We start from the raw sequence: 15725 nt of genomic DNA on the forward strand, positions 1-15725 counted from the left end.
CTCATTTCCTCCCATTTAAAAATTTAGAAATGAAGCCGCTTAAAATGGAGCTTTCTTTTTTATAGTGATCAAAAGGCATATCAAATACCATATCTTCAAGCAAATGATGATCAAAGTATTTCTTGTTGATAAATAATTCCAGATCATTCAAGCCTGGCGGGTTATACAAAATAAGATCAAGACCGAATTCATTTAATAATAAGAGTATAGCAGCATCTGCTCTGGACAACTGACCGTTTTTTTCATTATTATATAAAATCAACTTCGGTACTTCCTGAGAGTAATCAAATGTCTGCAATAATTGAAGGATTTCTTCCGGCATCGACATCGAATGTGTAAATAAAAATAGCTGAACATCTTCGTCTGTTTCTCCTGGTAATTTCTCCATTTTTGGATCTTCACACACCCGAGAGATCGCCGATGCAATACTTTTTTGCAATCCATCATGCAGATGATCATACTGCCACCAGTTGCTTTTTACTATTTTTTCCGGATCAAGACGGTTTCTTTCACCAAGCGCGTGCTGATAATGAAATCGATTGTTCGCCTTTTTTTCTTTCATATAAGGAAATTGTTTGATCGTTAACGTACTTTTTTGGGTGCGCAGCCGCTGCATATTTTCCCAATATTCTTTTCGATTTTTGGAAACACCTGACACTTTAGCGAACAGTGCAGGAATTTTCACTTCTCCATCTCGTACAGAAAACCCCGGGCGAATAAATGAAGGCTCTTTTGCTAACAAAAAAATTTCATCGTAAGTCGTTTTTAATGTGACAGAAACCGGTAAGTGCTCTCGAAATTGCCACGGTTTATAAAATGAAGACCCTTCATGGTTTAACACTTGTTCAATTTCCTTCGATGCTCGATACGCAACGGTTCCTTGCTGCTTCGGCTCCTCTTTTGGAAAAGGCTGCATCTTCATCTTTGAAGGATACTGTATGACGACCGTATGTTTATTTTCTGGATCAATGTCTTTGAAATCGTCCTTTCCTTCTGGATGAATAAGTACAACGTCCATTCCTAAAAGAAGTAAATAATAAAGAAAATAGACTTGGCTTTTGCTCGCATCCCCGTACCAGACAACATGGGGGATATCTTGTTCCAGATCCAGATCCTTCATCCAGTGATCCAAATGGTTCCACGTCCATTTAATCAAATCAAGAAACACTCGTCTAAATTCAGGATGGCCAAATGCCCCTGAATGATTGGATTGAAACAGCTGCAATACGTCTATGAGCGCCGAACGAACAAGCCGGTTAAATTCAGGATCTTTCGCGTATTTAGGAAGCAGACGCTCTCCGTCTAAAAAAGCGACAAAACGGTTCACTGAAAGACTTGGTTCGTTTTGGATAATATGATAGATGCGCTGGACAGATTGAAACCGGTCGGGCGTCATCGATTTATCAAGTGTTTCAGACAATATATACACATGCGGCGGCTGGCTGATGGAATAAAGCGTACTCATATAAGCTGTTTCATCAAAGCCAGCACCGAGTATACGTGCAGCTATCTGACTGTATTGCATGTCATCTGTTTCTTTTTTATATCGGGGCCGATCTATAATCGAACGGCTGAGTTCATCGTTCCAATTGGTTTCTTCAATTGGCATGATGATCCATTTTCTCTTCAACTGCACTCTCCCCTTTAATCATCTTTATAAAAATAAGGAGTTTGAGCTGGTGTGATGAACGGGATTTAAGGTTAGATTACAGTCTTTTTGACAGCATCGTTTCAATAATTTCTTCTGCTGCGATCAAGCCTTCTGTTTGCGTCAATGGCAGATGAGCGTTCCTTACGGCTGCTTCACCGTGTTTTGGAATTAAACCAAATACCGCTTTTTCGACCAAACAGACATCCAGGTTAGAATCCCCTGCTGTAAATACCGTTTTCTTTCCCTCTTTTTCTGAAAGATAGTTTACTGCGTCCCATTTGTTCACAAAGCCTGGAATAAAATATACTTTTCTTCCTTGTAGGGAAAAGAACCAGCCCCGCTCCGCTGCCCACTCCGAATATTCATTCATCAGTTCTGCTGGAGCAAGTTCAGGTTTAATAAGTAAATAGATAAAAAAGTGGTCCACTACTCGAATGGAATCCAGCCAAACAGGATCTGCCGTTTTTTCTATTTTTCTCTTTACATCTTCTAAAGACGTATGGCTATCATTAATTTTTGTTTGAACGAACTCTTCCCAATAACGATCTACTTTCCCATCTTTCAACACGACACCGCCATTACATGTAATCGCATATGCGGGCCGAATCTCTTCTTGGAAAAGTGAAATTCGGCTATACTGTTCGACTGTTCTCGTCGTCACTGGAATAAACATCATTTGCTCTGACAGTTCTTTCAAAAGCTGAATCGCCTTTTCTGTCATATAAGAGATCTCTTTCCCATTATATACTTCAACATTCCGAACAGACAGTTCTGTTTGTTTCGGATCGAAAAACTTACTGGAATAAATGAGTGTGCGATCTAAGTCGCTTGCAAAAATCATCGGTCTTGCTCCAATGGCTTGATTAATCCGCAGCATGTATACGTCATTTCTGTAAATTCCTCCACCGGGACACCTCGTTCTTTTGTTAATTGAAAAATATGTTTCAAGCGTGAATCTTGCCGATCTTTCACAAGTATTTTCCATGGCATACGACGCAACAGAACTCGTGTCGTTTCTCCTACGCCCGGCTTAATCAAATTAATATCGTCTAGTCCATATTTAGTTTGAATCATGTTAATGGATTTGAGTCCTTCCCAAGTTGGAGAGCGATCGCTTGTTTTAAGCGTTTTTACTGCCTCTTGAACGAGAGGTGCAGCTGTTTCAAATTCATCTGTAATAACATCAATATAATGAACCGACACATCTTCATCTTGCAGTTCTTTATATACTTTTGCCCCGTGGAAATCTGTTTCGTTCATCCACTGGTCATTTAATACCGTCCGGCTGACAAGCCCCGAAACGGTTGAATTTAAACATGCATTTGGAATAAGAAAGTCTTCTCTCGTGCCATATAAAGAAGAGCAATAACCAGGATCAGCCAGTACAGCTAGTTCAGCATCCAATTTGATTCCGTGTGTTTTTTCAAATTTACAAGTGGATTGCGATAATTCTTTCGTAATAGCACCTTTACCTGTCCATCCATCAATAAACACAAGCCGTTTACCTGGATGACGATGAAGCATATAAAGCAATGCATTTTCATCTATACCACGTCCGCGAATAATCGATACACTGTAATGAGGTGGCGAAAAGCCAAACGTTTTTTTGATATATCGCTTCATCAAAATGCCAATCGGCGTCCCCGCTCTAGCAAGAGAAACGAGAACAATATCTCGCCCTTTTTTTTCGATAATAAGTTCAGAAACCGATCCAACCGCCACCGCCACTTTTTGTTTATATGTATGAAGTGAATCATGAAATAACGTCAAATAGTCTTTTGTCGGTTCGTATTCAACAGGAAGCATCTCCGAATAATGCACACCTTGTTGAATGGCCTGTTCCCGCTCATCTGTCTTTTTTTCAAGGCGTGCGTCTGATAAATCTTTTAATAAAAAGACAACATCTTCTGATGAATAACTTCCTGTGACCATTTGCATGTCTTGTTTAATCATCAAAAATCTCCCTTCAAATGAAATCAACCACGTGAATATGCGGCACATGATAAAACTGACGCAAGAGCGACTGCCTTCTTTCTTTACTTGCCGTCCGCTCAAAAAACAGAAAGACTTCATCATATTGCGAATCTAAAATGTTATACGCATATTGAACAATGCCTGGATCATCCGGACTTTCAAATACGAGCCTGTTTTTAATCGGATATCTATCGTTATTTAACGGAAAGATCGGGCTTCTTGTTGTCGAATGATACGATATGCCTTCTCCCATATAAACGGAAGCTTTCATCGGTAAGTGCATAAACTCCCCTGTTCCAAGACAGAGCGTTTTCTTTCCTGCTCTTTTCGTTTTTAAATACTGACCGACTTGATGGCAATAGTCTTCAATAGACTGTCTATGTTTTGAAGACAATCCAAACCTTCCTGTTAATGCTGAATACGGTGTATCATTTTTCTTGCCGTTTGAATCAACAGATGAATATGGATAATGCGCAATAGGTGACGGAATGTCGCGAAGATGAATCGAATGATCGTTTATTTTCCTAAGTGGTATTTGTTCATCAGCGTCAACCTGTTCTTCCAAATCAGGTGTGCCTTTTACTTCAACCGTACCGGATAATAAGGAATACGTTTTAATCTGAATTCCCCACATGTCCTCAAAATCCTTTAAGCGCTGCCGATTCTCTTTCGTCCGCCAATCGAGAAGAGATAGCACCGTGTATTCTTTGCGCGGATATTTTTTTTGAATCGAAGATATAATGTTCAAAGCCGTTTTCCCTGTTGTGATTTCATCATCCACCAGACAAATGGGCTTGTCATGATCGAACAATTCTTCAGGCGCATAACAAAGCTGGTCTGTTGCATGCGAATGCTCTTCTTCAAAATAGAGAGTCACTTCTTGATCTACAATCCGCTCTCGCGTGGAATGTATGTAAGTCGCATTCATAAAGCAATCAAATACACCGTGACCAAGCGCTGTCGCTGTTTCCGCAAATCCAATGAACACAACCGGTTCGTTCAGTGCAAAGCTTAGCTCTTTTACAACTGAATAAGCGGCTTCTACATGTTCCTTTGATCCATCTTTCAACGCTTCAATAAGCAGCTCTTTTTCAGGTAGGGTTTGACCCGTTTCTTCTTCATAATAAATCGATGCGAGCAGCGCGGAGGAAATAAACGGGATGCACGGATGAAGAGGAATATGCTTTCCCAGCACTTTGCTGACGAATAAAAAAGATCGCTTTTTATTCATTCTTGCCGCCATTTCATATAGTGATCCTACTGGGATATGATATGGATTTGCTTCTATTCGTATATCTACTTCCAAGGAGCCATTAATGTTATATGTATACTGGTTCGGATAATAAATCGATGAATGTGTGGTTTTCATGCAGCACCCCGTATATATCTGATTTTACTAACGTTTTTTGTGCCCATTTTAAATGCGGCTTGATTTCATTCATTTTATTTTGAAACTCACTTTTAAATACGCCCTTTTCACCATTTGCTTGCCCTACAATACTTAACGCGTCCACATATTCTTCTTTCGTTACGACATGCAATGCTTGTACAGGTAAAAGATGAGTTGGGTGAATAATGGTTTTCCCGACTAATCCATTTGCTTTATCAAGCAGTGTTTCTTGAATTAACCCGTCGAAGTTTTTACGAATTAATTCTTTTCTCAGTAGAATCCCTTCCGAACCGAGCTGTTTGAAAAATGGCGTCTGACGTAGCTGAGGCTTCAAAATTCGGCTATTTGCCGAAAAATGCTCCCATACAGGACCTGATATAACAAACCCATTTGGTTCCCGGCCGAATATATTCACGATATCAGTAATGAGTTCATTTACGAGCGAAATTTCATATACGGTCGTCTGACTATCTCTTCTAATCCCGTACAATCCACATAAATCCGTAGCACCAATTCGAATGTTTAATATAAGGTCTTTATAACGATCAGCCATTTCTTTTAACCGAAGCAATTCTTCGACACGCTTTTCCTTATAAAGGACTTCCGGTGACTCTAAAATAGGCATCCCATACAAAATAGTTCCTGACTCATCAATAATGGACTGCAGCGTAGAAAGAAAACCTTCTGCGTTTGCTGAAGAAAACTTCGGAAAGACGAAACCCGTCAACAATGATAATGATCGTTGCAGACGAATCGCCAATTGAGCCATTTGATGTGCACTTCTTACCCGAATAAAAATAAGCGGCATTTTTTCATCTGTTAGACGTCCTTCATCGAAAGCTTCAAATATGTTTTTTATATGTGAAATGAGCTGATCCTCTGCCCTTCCTACTTCCAAATCTCCAACAGCATCTTCCAGACAAATAACCACAGTCGAAAGCTCTTTAAATTTATTACTAATAATTAATTCGGCAATATCAGCTCTTGTTGCCGGCATATATAAAACAGGTCCAAGGCTATAAGCTAGCATATGTTTCGGTGAATGCTTATAAATCATTTTTGGTTTTTGATAAAAAAATCCTTCTAATTGAAAGGACGGTAAATGATGAAAATACTTCAAACCGGGCACCTTCTTACATCAACTTTGTTATTTTTTTAAAAAGAAAGCAGGTGACGTCCTCCTTCTTTCTTTTTATCGATGACTTCTTATTCAGTCCGTTTACGTTAGATCAATGAACAGAAGCGTATGTATCTATAATACTTGATTACAATCTATTTCTCCTCTTAGCAAAAAAACCAATAAAAGGTTTAAAACCTTTTATTGGCCCATTAAATTACACTTCTAAACCGTAATTTTGGCAAAGCGACATGAGTCCCCCGGAGAAACCGCTGCCTACTGCACTGAATTTCCAATCGTTCCCGTGCTTATACAATTCACAAAACACAACAGCTGTTTCAATTGAAAAATCTTCCCCTAAATCGAAGCGAAGTAATTCCTGTCCTGTTGCTTCATCCGCAAGTCGAACGAATGCATTCGACACTTGCCCAAAGTTTTGGCTGCGCAGTTCCGCATCATGAATGGTAACGGCAATACCAATTCGCTGTACATAAGAAGGAATTGTAGAAAAGTCGACAACGAGCTGCTCATCATCCCCATCACCTTCACCCGTCCGGTTATCCCCTGTATGCACAACAGCTCCACTCGGGTGCCCGAGGTTGTTATAAAAAATAAAATCATGATCATTTTGGCAACGGTTGGTTGCGTCAACAAGAAATGCCGACGCATCAAGGTCAAATGCCTGACCTCCTGAGTATTTATTCGTATCCCAGCCGAGACCAATGACGGCTTTAACGAGACCTGGGTTCGTTTTCGTTAAATCAATTTTTTGGCCTTTCGACAATATAATCGACACAGTGAAATCACTCCCAAATGTATGGTATTGCGTGATTAAGCTTGCAAGCCGTAATCGTTAACAAGTGATGCTAGTCCACCTTGATATCCGCTTCCAATAGCACTGAATTTCCATTCGCCATTATGTCTGTACAACTCACCTACAACGACTGCTGTTTCAATTGAGAAATCTTCTCCAAGATCATAACGGATCAGTTCTTCATTGCTATCGTCACTTACGATACGCACAAAGCTATTCGATACTTGTCCAAAGTTCTGGCTCCGCTCTTCCGCTTCATGAATCGTGATCGTGAACGCAATTTTTTCAATCGATTGCGGCACGTCAGAAAGATTGATTTTCACTTGCTCGTCATCTCCATCGCCTTCGCCTGTCAAGTTGTCACCTTTGTGAATAACAGAACCATTGCCGCCTTCAAGATTATTAAAGAAAACAAAGTCTTTTTCACTTTCACATTTACCGGCTGCATTTAAAAGAAAGACAGATGAATCAAGGTCAAACGATTTACCGCCATCATATTTATTCGTATCCCAGCCAAGACCGACTGTAATTTTTGATAAACCCGGATTACCTTTCGTTAAATCCACTTTTTGTCCTTTGCTCAATGAAATTGCCATGTAAAAAACCCTTCTTTCTGATTATTTATTTTGATTTAAGCAAATTTTTGAACGATTTCACTCAATCCCGCGTCTTGTGTCCCAGTGCCTACCGCTGCAAATTTCCAATCCGTACCGTTACGATAAATTTCAGCAACAAGCAAGCTTGTTGAACCTGAATAATCTTCTGATAAACTGAATTTAAGCAGTTCTTCTTTACTAGCAGAGTTCACAACACGAATAAAGGCGTTTTTAACCATGCCAAAATCCTGTTTACGTGCTTTGCAATCATAAATATTTACAACGAACACAAGTTTATTAACAGAAGCCGGGATTTTTTTTAAATCAATTAAGATTTGTTCATCATCCCCATCACCATCACCTGTTAAGTTATCACCTGTATGTACAATGCTTCCACAGCTACTTTTTAAATTACCAAAGTAAACGAGATTTTCTTTACCAGCAAATTTGTCATTTTGAAGCATAATAACTGAAGCGTCAATATCAAAGTTTGAACCGCCGCCGCCGCTAAACATACCTCGTAAACCGCCCGCTTTTTTCTGTACCGGATCCCAGCCAAGACCAACCATGATTTTTTCCAGTCCTGGATTTCCTTTTGTCAAATCAATTCTTTGCCCTTTCTGAAGGACAATAGCCAAATCAATCACTCCTTAACAATTAGTAAATGAAATATCTCCATTATTATTTGGATGACTCTTTCCATCTTCTACAAGCCTTATCATACTACATACATCTTATGAATTACAAAAAAAAAGCCATGCAATACATTAAAAATCATTGGTATTGCGGACTAGCCTCCATACAAAAAAACCACGACCTATTTTCGACTGTCGTAGTCTTATTATTCTATTACACAAAGAAGTGATTTATTCCACTGTATAAACATCTATTGCTAGTTACATCAATTGATTGCCTCTCCATCCATAATGATAGCAATAAAAAAGTCAGGCTTTCTCTTTTTTGAGAAGCCTGACTTTTGTTTAGTACAATCGATTTTTAATCCAAAATCCTTGTGTCGCTGAAGCAAGTTCATTTTCAAAATAGTGCATAATCTGTTCCATTGCCTCTTCTTCTGTATCGAATCGATTAAACTTCATGCGTTCTTGGGCAAATTGTTCACGATTTAAGTAATAAATATGATCCGTTTCAAATACATATTTTTGATCAACATCTTTTTTCAAGCGAAACTTAATCTTCTTTTTCCCAACCATTATTTCCCATTGTCCACATATTTCAAATACGTCTTTCACATAACTAATTTCATTCAATGCATTTATCATCATTTCAATCTCCCTTTGCTGTCCATTTGTTTAAAATATATTACTTTATTCATTCTATTCTGTAAATAAAAAGAAGAAAAAAATTACTTATATTAAACTTAAGTAAAGAGGATATTCCTTATGAAAAATGATAAATTGCTAGTCATATATTAAGTGGCGGGCGATTTATCATTTTGTTGACAATAATGAAGTGCTTCTGCAAATCGCGCTATTCCCTCATTTATAACGCTCGTTTCTTCTCTTCCAAATGTAAAACGAATATAGCCTTTTTGCGAACCAAAGACACTGCCTGGCACGAATGAAACACCACGTTTCATTGATTCTTCCAGAAGCTGATTTTCGTTGACTGATTTTTTAGGTCGACACCATATATGGATGCCGCCTTCTGGAATGAAATAATCTATTTCTTCTTTTAAATAGCGATCAAAACTTTTGACAATCTCATCTCGTCTTTCCTTTAATCCTTGACGAATCTTATAAACATGCTCATCAAATGACGATGATTTCAAAAATTCATTCGCAGCCCATTGCGGAAAAATACTGTGGCCAAAATCAACCTGTTGTTTTGCGTCAGCAAGACGCTCAATGACGCTTTTCGGCCCGATTATCCAGCCAATCCGCAGTCCCGAAGCAACAATTTTTGATAACGAACTAATATAAAGCACATTTTCATTTTCATCCATCTCTTTCAGCGTGTTACTCACTTTTCCATTAAAAGAGGTTAATGAATACGGATCATCTTCAATGATCGGAATACCAAGTTCGGTTGAGATTTCAAGAATTTTTTTCCGGCGTGCCATACTCATTTTTGCGCCCGTCGGATTTTGGTAGTCCGGATTTAAAAAGAGCATGCGGATTCGATGCTTTTTGTGGAATGCAATAACATCGTCCGGATTAATGCCATACTGGTCCATAGGCAACAATAACGTATTTAATCCAGCAGATTGAAAAACCGGCAATGAATAGCAATATGACGGATCTTCAATTGCAATCGTATCACCTGATTTAAGCAAGCATTGAATAATGAGGTGAAGTGCCTGCTGTGCCCCAGATGTAATTAAGATCGATGACTTTGACGTGTGAATGTTTTTATATGTTTTCACATGCTCTGCAATCGTTTCCCTTAGCGACATATTTCCTTGTTGATGGTCGTAGCCGAGGTGACCGAGAAACGGGATGTCCGCCATCATCGTTTTAAATTGCTCACTTGGCAACAGACTAGGGGATAATTCCCCACTCGATAAGTTAATCAGATGCCGATTCTGATTTTCAGTACGAATGCGTTGGACGAGCGGCAAATTCGGCAAAAAAGAGCCGTCTTCCATGTACCGGCCCCAGTTTGGAATACGCTTATGTGACACTCCCCAAATATCAGTACTAATGCGGGTACCGCTCCCTTTTTTTCGCTCAACAATGCCGAGCGACTGCAGTTCATCATACGCCGCAACGACTGTACTCCGGTTTACACCGATCTCTTTCGCCAGAAGACGTTCTGAAGGCAATACACTTTCCGGTGAAAACAGACCCGTGGAAATGCCTTGTTCAATATAATCGGCAATTTGCTTATACACTGCTTTTTTCGCAGTCCGATCCGGTCTCCATTCCATATGATCACCTTCTTTTATCAATTACCGACAGAAGACTCTCATCTCAAGGAATGTGCAGGGCTAAGCCCGCTGAATAGGTAGGAGATGAATGTCGGTAGGCGTAAATTTAAAATGTTAAATAACCCGAACAAACGTACTACAATAAACTTGTAAGTGGATACACTGGTGTTCGCAGGAATCCCCCACTTCAAACGTTAGCTAAGTGGTGGGTAGTTCAAGAAGTAGCCGTAACGATAAACCAAATTGTCCCAACTGTAAATACGACAAACATGATCAAATAAATAATCGATAAATTAACCGTATTACGCTTCGTTGATTCCTCATATTTCGCCTCTTCCCGTCTCGTTACCAAAAATGTACCGATTAGTGAGGCGGCTAAAATTATGATTATTATGGCAATGGCCATACTCATTTTTCATCTTCCTCTCCTTTATTATGATCCGTCCTGTTCATCTTTTTCGAACAAGCCGGTTACTGACAAAAGCAAGTACAGCCAGTGTAACAAGTGTACTGCCATCCACTTAACGGCCATACCCTCATCCTTTATCATAGAAAAGATCGTCAAAAAGGGACCATCCAGTTTCATGATATTTTCCTCATCCAATTTACAAATCCTTTTCCTTATCATAGCAGGAAAGGTTCCTCAATTTATTACAAATTTCCGAACGGTGCTCCATGAAGACAGTGATTATGGTCAGTTCCATCAGTTTGTATGTAATCTTTCTATTAATCTTCTGTAAATATCTAGTGAAGCGGTTGTATCGCATCAGAAACAAATGTTAAAATCAATGACGATATCAATCCTTGCTATAAAGTATTATCCTATTGTTGAAATGCTTAAAAAATGGAAACAAATAAATGAATATGAGGGCAATTATGAAAAAGATAGATTTCAAGTCATTAATAGAAATTTTGATTATATCGATAAAACTTGGTTTGACTTCATTCGGGGGACCTATCGCACATCTAGGTTATTTTCATGCAGAGTATGTACGAAAACGCAAATGGATGGATGAAAAAAGCTATGCTGATTTAGTGGCCCTTTGTCAGTTTTTACCTGGACCTGCTAGCAGTCAAGTTGGGATTGGAATTGGGATTATACGCGGGGGCATCATTGGTGGAATAATAGCATTTATCGGTTTTACCATGCCGTCGGTCATCGCACTTATTATCTTTGCTCTCGTCTTGCAAAGGCTTGACATTGGAGATGCCGGATGGATTCACGGGTTAAAAATTGTCGCGGTTGCGATCGTCGCTCACGCCATTCTTGGCATGGCGCAAAAATTAACACCTGACCTTCAACGAAAAGCGATTGCGCTCGCTGCACTCACGATTACATTGCTTTGGCAGACGGTATTTACACAGGTTCTTGTCATTATTTTAGCCGGTTTCTTCGGGTTTCTTCTATATAAGAAGTACGTGCCAGACAAACCTGCCTCCTTCTCATTTCCGGTATCACGCCGATTTGGCACCTTTTGTCTCGCTCTCTTTTTCGGACTGCTTGTTGCACTGCCGGTTTTGCGTGAATTAACATCAGTGAGCTGGATCGCGATGTTTGATAGCTTTTACCGTGCCGGTGCACTCGTCTTTGGCGGAGGCCACGTCGTTTTGCCGCTTCTCGAGCGCGAATTTGTGCCAACAGGCTGGTTGCATGCAGATGAATTTTTAGCCGGTTACGGAGCAGCGCAGGCTGTGCCAGGTCCATTGTTTACATTTGCAGCTTACATCGGTGCAGTTATAAATGGCTGGCAAGGCGGCTTGCTGGCAACATTTGCAATTTTTTTGCCGGCATTTTTACTCATCGTCGGAACTCTTCCCTTCTGGGACTCGCTTCGTCACAATCCGAAAATCCAAGGAGCTCTTATAGGTGTCAATGCAGCTGTTGTCGGTATTTTAATTTCAGCATTTTACACACCTATATGGACAAGCTCCATTTTGGAACCGGTTGACTTCGTTTTTGCTGCGATCTTGTTCAGTATGCTCGCTTACTGGAAACGGCCGCCATGGATGGTCGTTGTAACAGGAGCTGTTGGTGGCATGCTTATTTTCTCCGTATATTAAATAGTAAACAGCTCAGGGAACAGATCAAATCTGTTCCCTCTTTTCATTTGTTTCCCTTTCTTTTATGGTAAAAATCAAGAAAAGGGCGTACGAACATCATCATTATCAATATATAAAAAATCACCAGTTCTCCTATATGCATGACATAAAAAGGATTCGTTGCCGTTCGGAGTGACGCTCTCATATTAAGACCCAGCACCTTATCTATACCTAGTATACAAAGAAGTAAACAAATCAATATGAACATGGAAATAGAAATATTTTTCATTTATATCACGCTCCATACCCTATAGTATTTTCTTTCCCTTCCATTAATATGTATAGGTTCGGAAGCACTCGGACAGAATGTCTTAAAAAAGAAAGAAAGAAAGGTAATGCCATACTATGCTTTCATTCTTCAAGCGAAAGAAAAACAGAGTGAACCAGCAGCAGCCAAAAGAATATGTATTTGCCAGTCAGTCTTCTGTTTTGATGGACCATTCTCTCTCCAAAAATTTGGAGGATATCAAACGAATAACAGGAAACAGCCCGGATATTGTGATTCGAAAAGTCAAAATTGGCCATCACGCAACACATGAAGCAGCTGTTCTTTTTGTGAAAGGACTCGTGGACAGCCAAACCGTGAACGATTTATTAATTGAGTCGATTATGAAAAACAGCCACTTGCATAAAAAACTCCATCTTCAAGACATTGTAGATGTGATTACAAATGAAGTCATTCCTCTCGGTCAAGTTCAATCGATGCGTAACCAGGAGGAAGTCGTCAATTCCTTGATGGCGGGCAATACAATCATTTTGATCGAAGGAATAAACGAAGCGCTGACAGCCGGTACACAAGGAGGAGAAAAACGCTCCATTCAAGAGCCGACTACGCATGTTTCCATCACTGGTTCAAAAGAAGGATTTACTGAATCCAACGAAACAAACATCGCTATGGTTCGCCGGCTGATTAAAAGCCCTGATTTATGGATGGAATCAATGACCATCGGGAAAAGGACGAAAACGGACGTTTCGATTATGTACTTAAAAGGCATAGCGAAAGATGATATTGTCCATGAAGTACGGACACGATTAAAAAAAATTAACGTGGACGGCATTCTTGATTCGGGCTATATCGAACAATTAATTGAAGATGAGACAATAACAATCTTTCCGACGACCGAACATACGGAAAGGCCCGATATGATCGCAGGCAATCTTCTTGAAGGAAGAATAGCCATTTTTGTTAATGGCACACCGTTTGTGATTATTGTTCCCGCTATTTTCGTTGGATTTTTCCAGACAGTTGAGGATTACAGTATCCGTTTTGATATAGCCAATGCTTTCCGGTTTTTACGCGTCATTGCTTTCCTTATTTCTCTTATCGGACCCGCCCTTTATGTAGCAGCAACGACTTTTCATCAAGAAATGATCCCATCCACACTAGTCTTTATTGTTGCGGCACAAAGGGAATCAGTGCCTTTCCCTGCCGTCGTTGAAGCCCTTATTATGGAAATAACCTTTGAAATTTTACGTGAAGCAGGGGTTCGCATGCCAAAAGCGATCGGTTCAACGGTTTCGATCGTTGGGGCTCTCGTCATCGGACAAGCAGCCGTGCAAGCAGGAATTGTATCGCCGGCCATGGTCATTATTGTCTCCATTACCGCCATAGCAAGTTTTGCCACGCCGGCTTATTCCATGGCCATTTCAGCACGTTTAATACGATTTGTCTTTATCATCTGTGCAGCAACATTTGGATTTTATGGCTTACTTCTTGCTTTACTTATGATGATTGTTCATCTATGCAGCTTGCGTTCATTTGGGGTTCCCTATATGACCCCGTTTGCTCCATTCTTTCCATCTCATTTTAAAGAGACGTTTTTTCGAAGACCGTTATGGGCGATGAAAGAAAGACCGCAGCTCATCGCTGGTGAAAATGTCATTCGTCAAGGCGAAAACCAGAAACCAGAGCCTCCCGCAGCTCGTGAAATGATCATGAAAGACAAGGAAAAAGGAGACGAACATGAATCGTAAATGGTTTTTTCTTTTGTTACTGACGATAAACGCTTTTTTACTTTCCGGATGCTGGAGTAAAAGAGAATTAACCGATCTTTCCATTGTTTCCGCTTATGCTCTTGATCTAAATGAAGAGGGGCAATATGTAGCAACTGTACAAATCGTGAATCCAGGAAGCGTAGCCGGCGGACTTCAGGGCGGAGGCGGACAATCCCTTGCACCCATTATTGTGTACTCGGTCACAGGGGACAACTTGAGTGATATGGACGCCCGTATCACGAAAACACTCTCCCGAACGCCTTATTACGCACATACAAACTTAATCATCATCAGCGATGAGCTGGCTAAAGAAAAAGGGCTCCTGCCCATCTTAGATGAGCTTGAACGCGACAGTGAATTTCGGACTTCAACGACGACTATCATCATCGCAAAGGATACAAAAGCGCAAAATTTAATCCGAACATTAACGGACATGGAGAAATTACCTTCTTTACAACTGAATAAAACGTTGGAGACGGCAGAAAAAAACCTAGGCGAAAACGTAACTCGCCATGTTCATGATGTCGTGAACGACATCCTCTCCACTGGGAAAGAACCAGTCATTACCGGTTTCACGCTGAATGGAGATCCCGAACAGGGAAAAAAGATGGAAAGTCTCCAATTAGCCGAACTTGAAGTATTTCCTCAAGCGGATGGATTAGCCGTTTTTAAAAATGGAAAGCTGATCAACTGGATACATGGGGAAACCGCACGAGGAACACTGTGGGTACGAAATGAAATCAAAATGACAATTACAAGCATTAATTGGAAAAAAGAAAAAAAAGCCATTGCCTATAAAGTCATGCGTCAAAAAACGAAGGTTTCGGCGACGATCACAAACGGGATACCTAAAATATCGATCTCAACGCGGGCAGAAGGAGACATTGCGGAAGTAAAAGTTCCGATCAACCTTACAGACGTGCACGTCATTGAAAACATCGAAAAAGAACTGGAAAAAGACATCAAGAACGAAATCGAAAAAGCCGTTCGACACGCGCAAAAAGATAAATCGGACATTTTTGGGTTTGGTGAAGTGGTGCACCGTACGGATCCAAAAGTGTGGAAGAAGATAGAAAAAGAGTGGGATAACAGCACGTTTGCTGAATTAGAAGTCGACGTAAAAGTGGATGCTCTTATACGCCGGACAGGATTAAGAAACAACTCTCTTCATACAACTTTAAAAAAGGAAGGAGAGTGATCA

General features: G+C 40.1%; 16 protein-coding genes. 3 read left to right on the plus strand and 13 right to left on the minus strand.

Going from position 1 to position 15725, the window contains the following annotated elements; all coding sequences use genetic code 11:
• Nucleotide 1: 1 nt before the first annotated feature.
• The 12 genes from BLL40_RS13865 to BLL40_RS17435 form a co-directional block, all read right to left on the minus strand.
• Nucleotides 2–1630: a YceG family protein gene (locus BLL40_RS13865; protein ID WP_083566538.1), complete on the minus strand. Its 1629-nt coding sequence runs from the start codon at nt 1628–1630 to the stop codon at nt 2–4.
• A 76-nt stretch (nt 1631–1706) separates the two neighbouring features.
• Nucleotides 1707–2492 (minus strand): HAD family hydrolase, encoded by a 786-nt coding sequence (locus BLL40_RS13870; RefSeq protein ID WP_073712467.1) that lies wholly within the window; start codon nt 2490–2492, stop codon nt 1707–1709.
• Nucleotides 2489–3604 carry a cysteine protease StiP family protein gene (locus BLL40_RS13875; protein WP_083566539.1) on the minus strand — a complete coding sequence of 372 codons (1116 nt, stop codon included), beginning with the start codon at nt 3602–3604 and terminating at the stop codon, nt 2489–2491. The genes BLL40_RS13870 and BLL40_RS13875 overlap by 4 nt, the downstream gene beginning before the upstream one ends.
• A 13-nt stretch (nt 3605–3617) precedes the next feature.
• Nucleotides 3618–4994 (minus strand): phosphoribosyltransferase family protein, encoded by a 1377-nt coding sequence (locus BLL40_RS13880; RefSeq protein ID WP_083566541.1) that lies wholly within the window; start codon nt 4992–4994, stop codon nt 3618–3620.
• Nucleotides 4945–6135: an HpcH/HpaI aldolase/citrate lyase family protein gene (locus tag BLL40_RS13885; RefSeq protein WP_073712468.1), complete on the minus strand. Its 1191-nt coding sequence runs from the start codon at nt 6133–6135 to the stop codon at nt 4945–4947. The genes BLL40_RS13880 and BLL40_RS13885 overlap by 50 nt, the downstream gene beginning before the upstream one ends.
• Before the next feature lie 214 nt (nt 6136–6349).
• The gene (locus BLL40_RS13890) at nt 6350–6928 is read right to left on the minus strand and encodes a TerD family protein (RefSeq protein WP_073712469.1); all 579 of its coding nucleotides are present in this window, start codon (nt 6926–6928) and stop codon (nt 6350–6352) included.
• Between the two features lie 35 nt (nt 6929–6963).
• On the minus strand, nt 6964–7542 hold the full coding sequence (locus tag BLL40_RS13895) for a TerD family protein (RefSeq protein ID WP_073712470.1): 579 nt from the start codon (nt 7540–7542) through the stop codon (nt 6964–6966).
• A gap of 35 nt (nt 7543–7577) precedes the next feature.
• Nucleotides 7578–8180: a TerD family protein gene (locus tag BLL40_RS13900; RefSeq protein ID WP_073712471.1), complete on the minus strand. Its 603-nt coding sequence runs from the start codon at nt 8178–8180 to the stop codon at nt 7578–7580.
• A gap of 342 nt (nt 8181–8522) precedes the next feature.
• The gene (locus tag BLL40_RS13905) at nt 8523–8825 is read right to left on the minus strand and encodes a hypothetical protein (RefSeq protein ID WP_143180124.1); all 303 of its coding nucleotides are present in this window, start codon (nt 8823–8825) and stop codon (nt 8523–8525) included.
• Between the two features lie 146 nt (nt 8826–8971).
• Entirely contained in the window at nt 8972–10429 is a 1458-nt protein-coding gene (gene pdxR / locus BLL40_RS13910) for a MocR-like pyridoxine biosynthesis transcription factor PdxR (RefSeq protein ID WP_073712473.1), read from the minus strand.
• Between the two features lie 214 nt (nt 10430–10643).
• Entirely contained in the window at nt 10644–10841 is a 198-nt protein-coding gene (locus tag BLL40_RS13915; protein WP_073712474.1) for a hypothetical protein, read from the minus strand.
• Between the two features lie 21 nt (nt 10842–10862).
• A complete protein-coding gene (locus tag BLL40_RS17435; protein ID WP_159434227.1) occupies nt 10863–11015 on the minus strand; it encodes a hypothetical protein in 153 nt (50 codons plus the stop codon).
• 290 nt (nt 11016–11305) lie between these two features.
• On the opposite strand from BLL40_RS17435, the gene BLL40_RS13925 reads away from it, so the two are divergent.
• Nucleotides 11306–12490 carry a chromate transporter gene (locus BLL40_RS13925; RefSeq protein ID WP_143180125.1) on the plus strand — a complete coding sequence of 395 codons (1185 nt, stop codon included), beginning with the start codon at nt 11306–11308 and terminating at the stop codon, nt 12488–12490.
• Nucleotides 12491–12533: 43 nt separating this feature from the next.
• Here the strand turns inward: BLL40_RS13925 and BLL40_RS18310 are convergent, their stop codons facing one another.
• Nucleotides 12534–12758, minus strand: a complete 225-nt coding sequence (locus BLL40_RS18310) for a YczF family membrane protein (RefSeq protein ID WP_073712476.1) — start codon at nt 12756–12758, stop codon at nt 12534–12536.
• A gap of 116 nt (nt 12759–12874) precedes the next feature.
• Between BLL40_RS18310 and BLL40_RS13935 the strand changes: the two genes are divergently transcribed.
• Together BLL40_RS13935 and BLL40_RS13940 are read left to right on the plus strand one after the other, a co-directional pair.
• Entirely contained in the window at nt 12875–14503 is a 1629-nt protein-coding gene (locus BLL40_RS13935; RefSeq protein ID WP_073712477.1) for a spore germination protein, read from the plus strand.
• Entirely contained in the window at nt 14493–15722 is a 1230-nt protein-coding gene (locus BLL40_RS13940) for a Ger(x)C family spore germination protein (RefSeq protein ID WP_073712478.1), read from the plus strand. The genes BLL40_RS13935 and BLL40_RS13940 overlap by 11 nt, the downstream gene beginning before the upstream one ends.
• Nucleotides 15723–15725: the final 3 nt, after the last annotated feature.

The organism is Domibacillus mangrovi (genome assembly GCF_001906925.1).
Taxonomy (GTDB): domain Bacteria; phylum Bacillota; class Bacilli; order Bacillales; family Domibacillaceae; genus Domibacillus; species Domibacillus mangrovi.

Excerpts from the sequence above, each read along its gene's own strand:
- BLL40_RS13925 (WP_143180125.1), top strand. The coding sequence starts at position 11,306 with ATGAAAAAGATAGATTTCAAGTCATTAATAGAAATTTTGATTATATCG.
- BLL40_RS13935 (WP_073712477.1), top strand. The coding sequence starts at position 12,875 with ATGCTTTCATTCTTCAAGCGAAAGAAAAACAGAGTGAACCAGCAGCAG.
- BLL40_RS13915 (WP_073712474.1), bottom strand. The coding sequence starts at position 10,841 with ATGAGTATGGCCATTGCCATAATAATCATAATTTTAGCCGCCTCACTA.
- BLL40_RS17435 (WP_159434227.1), bottom strand. The coding sequence starts at position 11,015 with ATGAAACTGGATGGTCCCTTTTTGACGATCTTTTCTATGATAAAGGAT.
- BLL40_RS13905 (WP_143180124.1), bottom strand. The coding sequence starts at position 8,825 with ATGATGATAAATGCATTGAATGAAATTAGTTATGTGAAAGACGTATTT.
- BLL40_RS13940 (WP_073712478.1), top strand. The coding sequence starts at position 14,493 with ATGAATCGTAAATGGTTTTTTCTTTTGTTACTGACGATAAACGCTTTT.
- BLL40_RS13870 (WP_073712467.1), bottom strand. The coding sequence starts at position 2,492 with ATGATTTTTGCAAGCGACTTAGATCGCACACTCATTTATTCCAGTAAG.
- BLL40_RS13880 (WP_083566541.1), bottom strand. The coding sequence starts at position 4,994 with ATGAAAACCACACATTCATCGATTTATTATCCGAACCAGTATACATAT.
- BLL40_RS13895 (WP_073712470.1), bottom strand. The coding sequence starts at position 7,542 with ATGGCAATTTCATTGAGCAAAGGACAAAAAGTGGATTTAACGAAAGGT.
- pdxR (WP_073712473.1), bottom strand. The coding sequence starts at position 10,429 with ATGGAATGGAGACCGGATCGGACTGCGAAAAAAGCAGTGTATAAGCAA.
- BLL40_RS18310 (WP_073712476.1), bottom strand. The coding sequence starts at position 12,758 with ATGAAAAATATTTCTATTTCCATGTTCATATTGATTTGTTTACTTCTT.
- BLL40_RS13875 (WP_083566539.1), bottom strand. The coding sequence starts at position 3,604 with ATGATTAAACAAGACATGCAAATGGTCACAGGAAGTTATTCATCAGAA.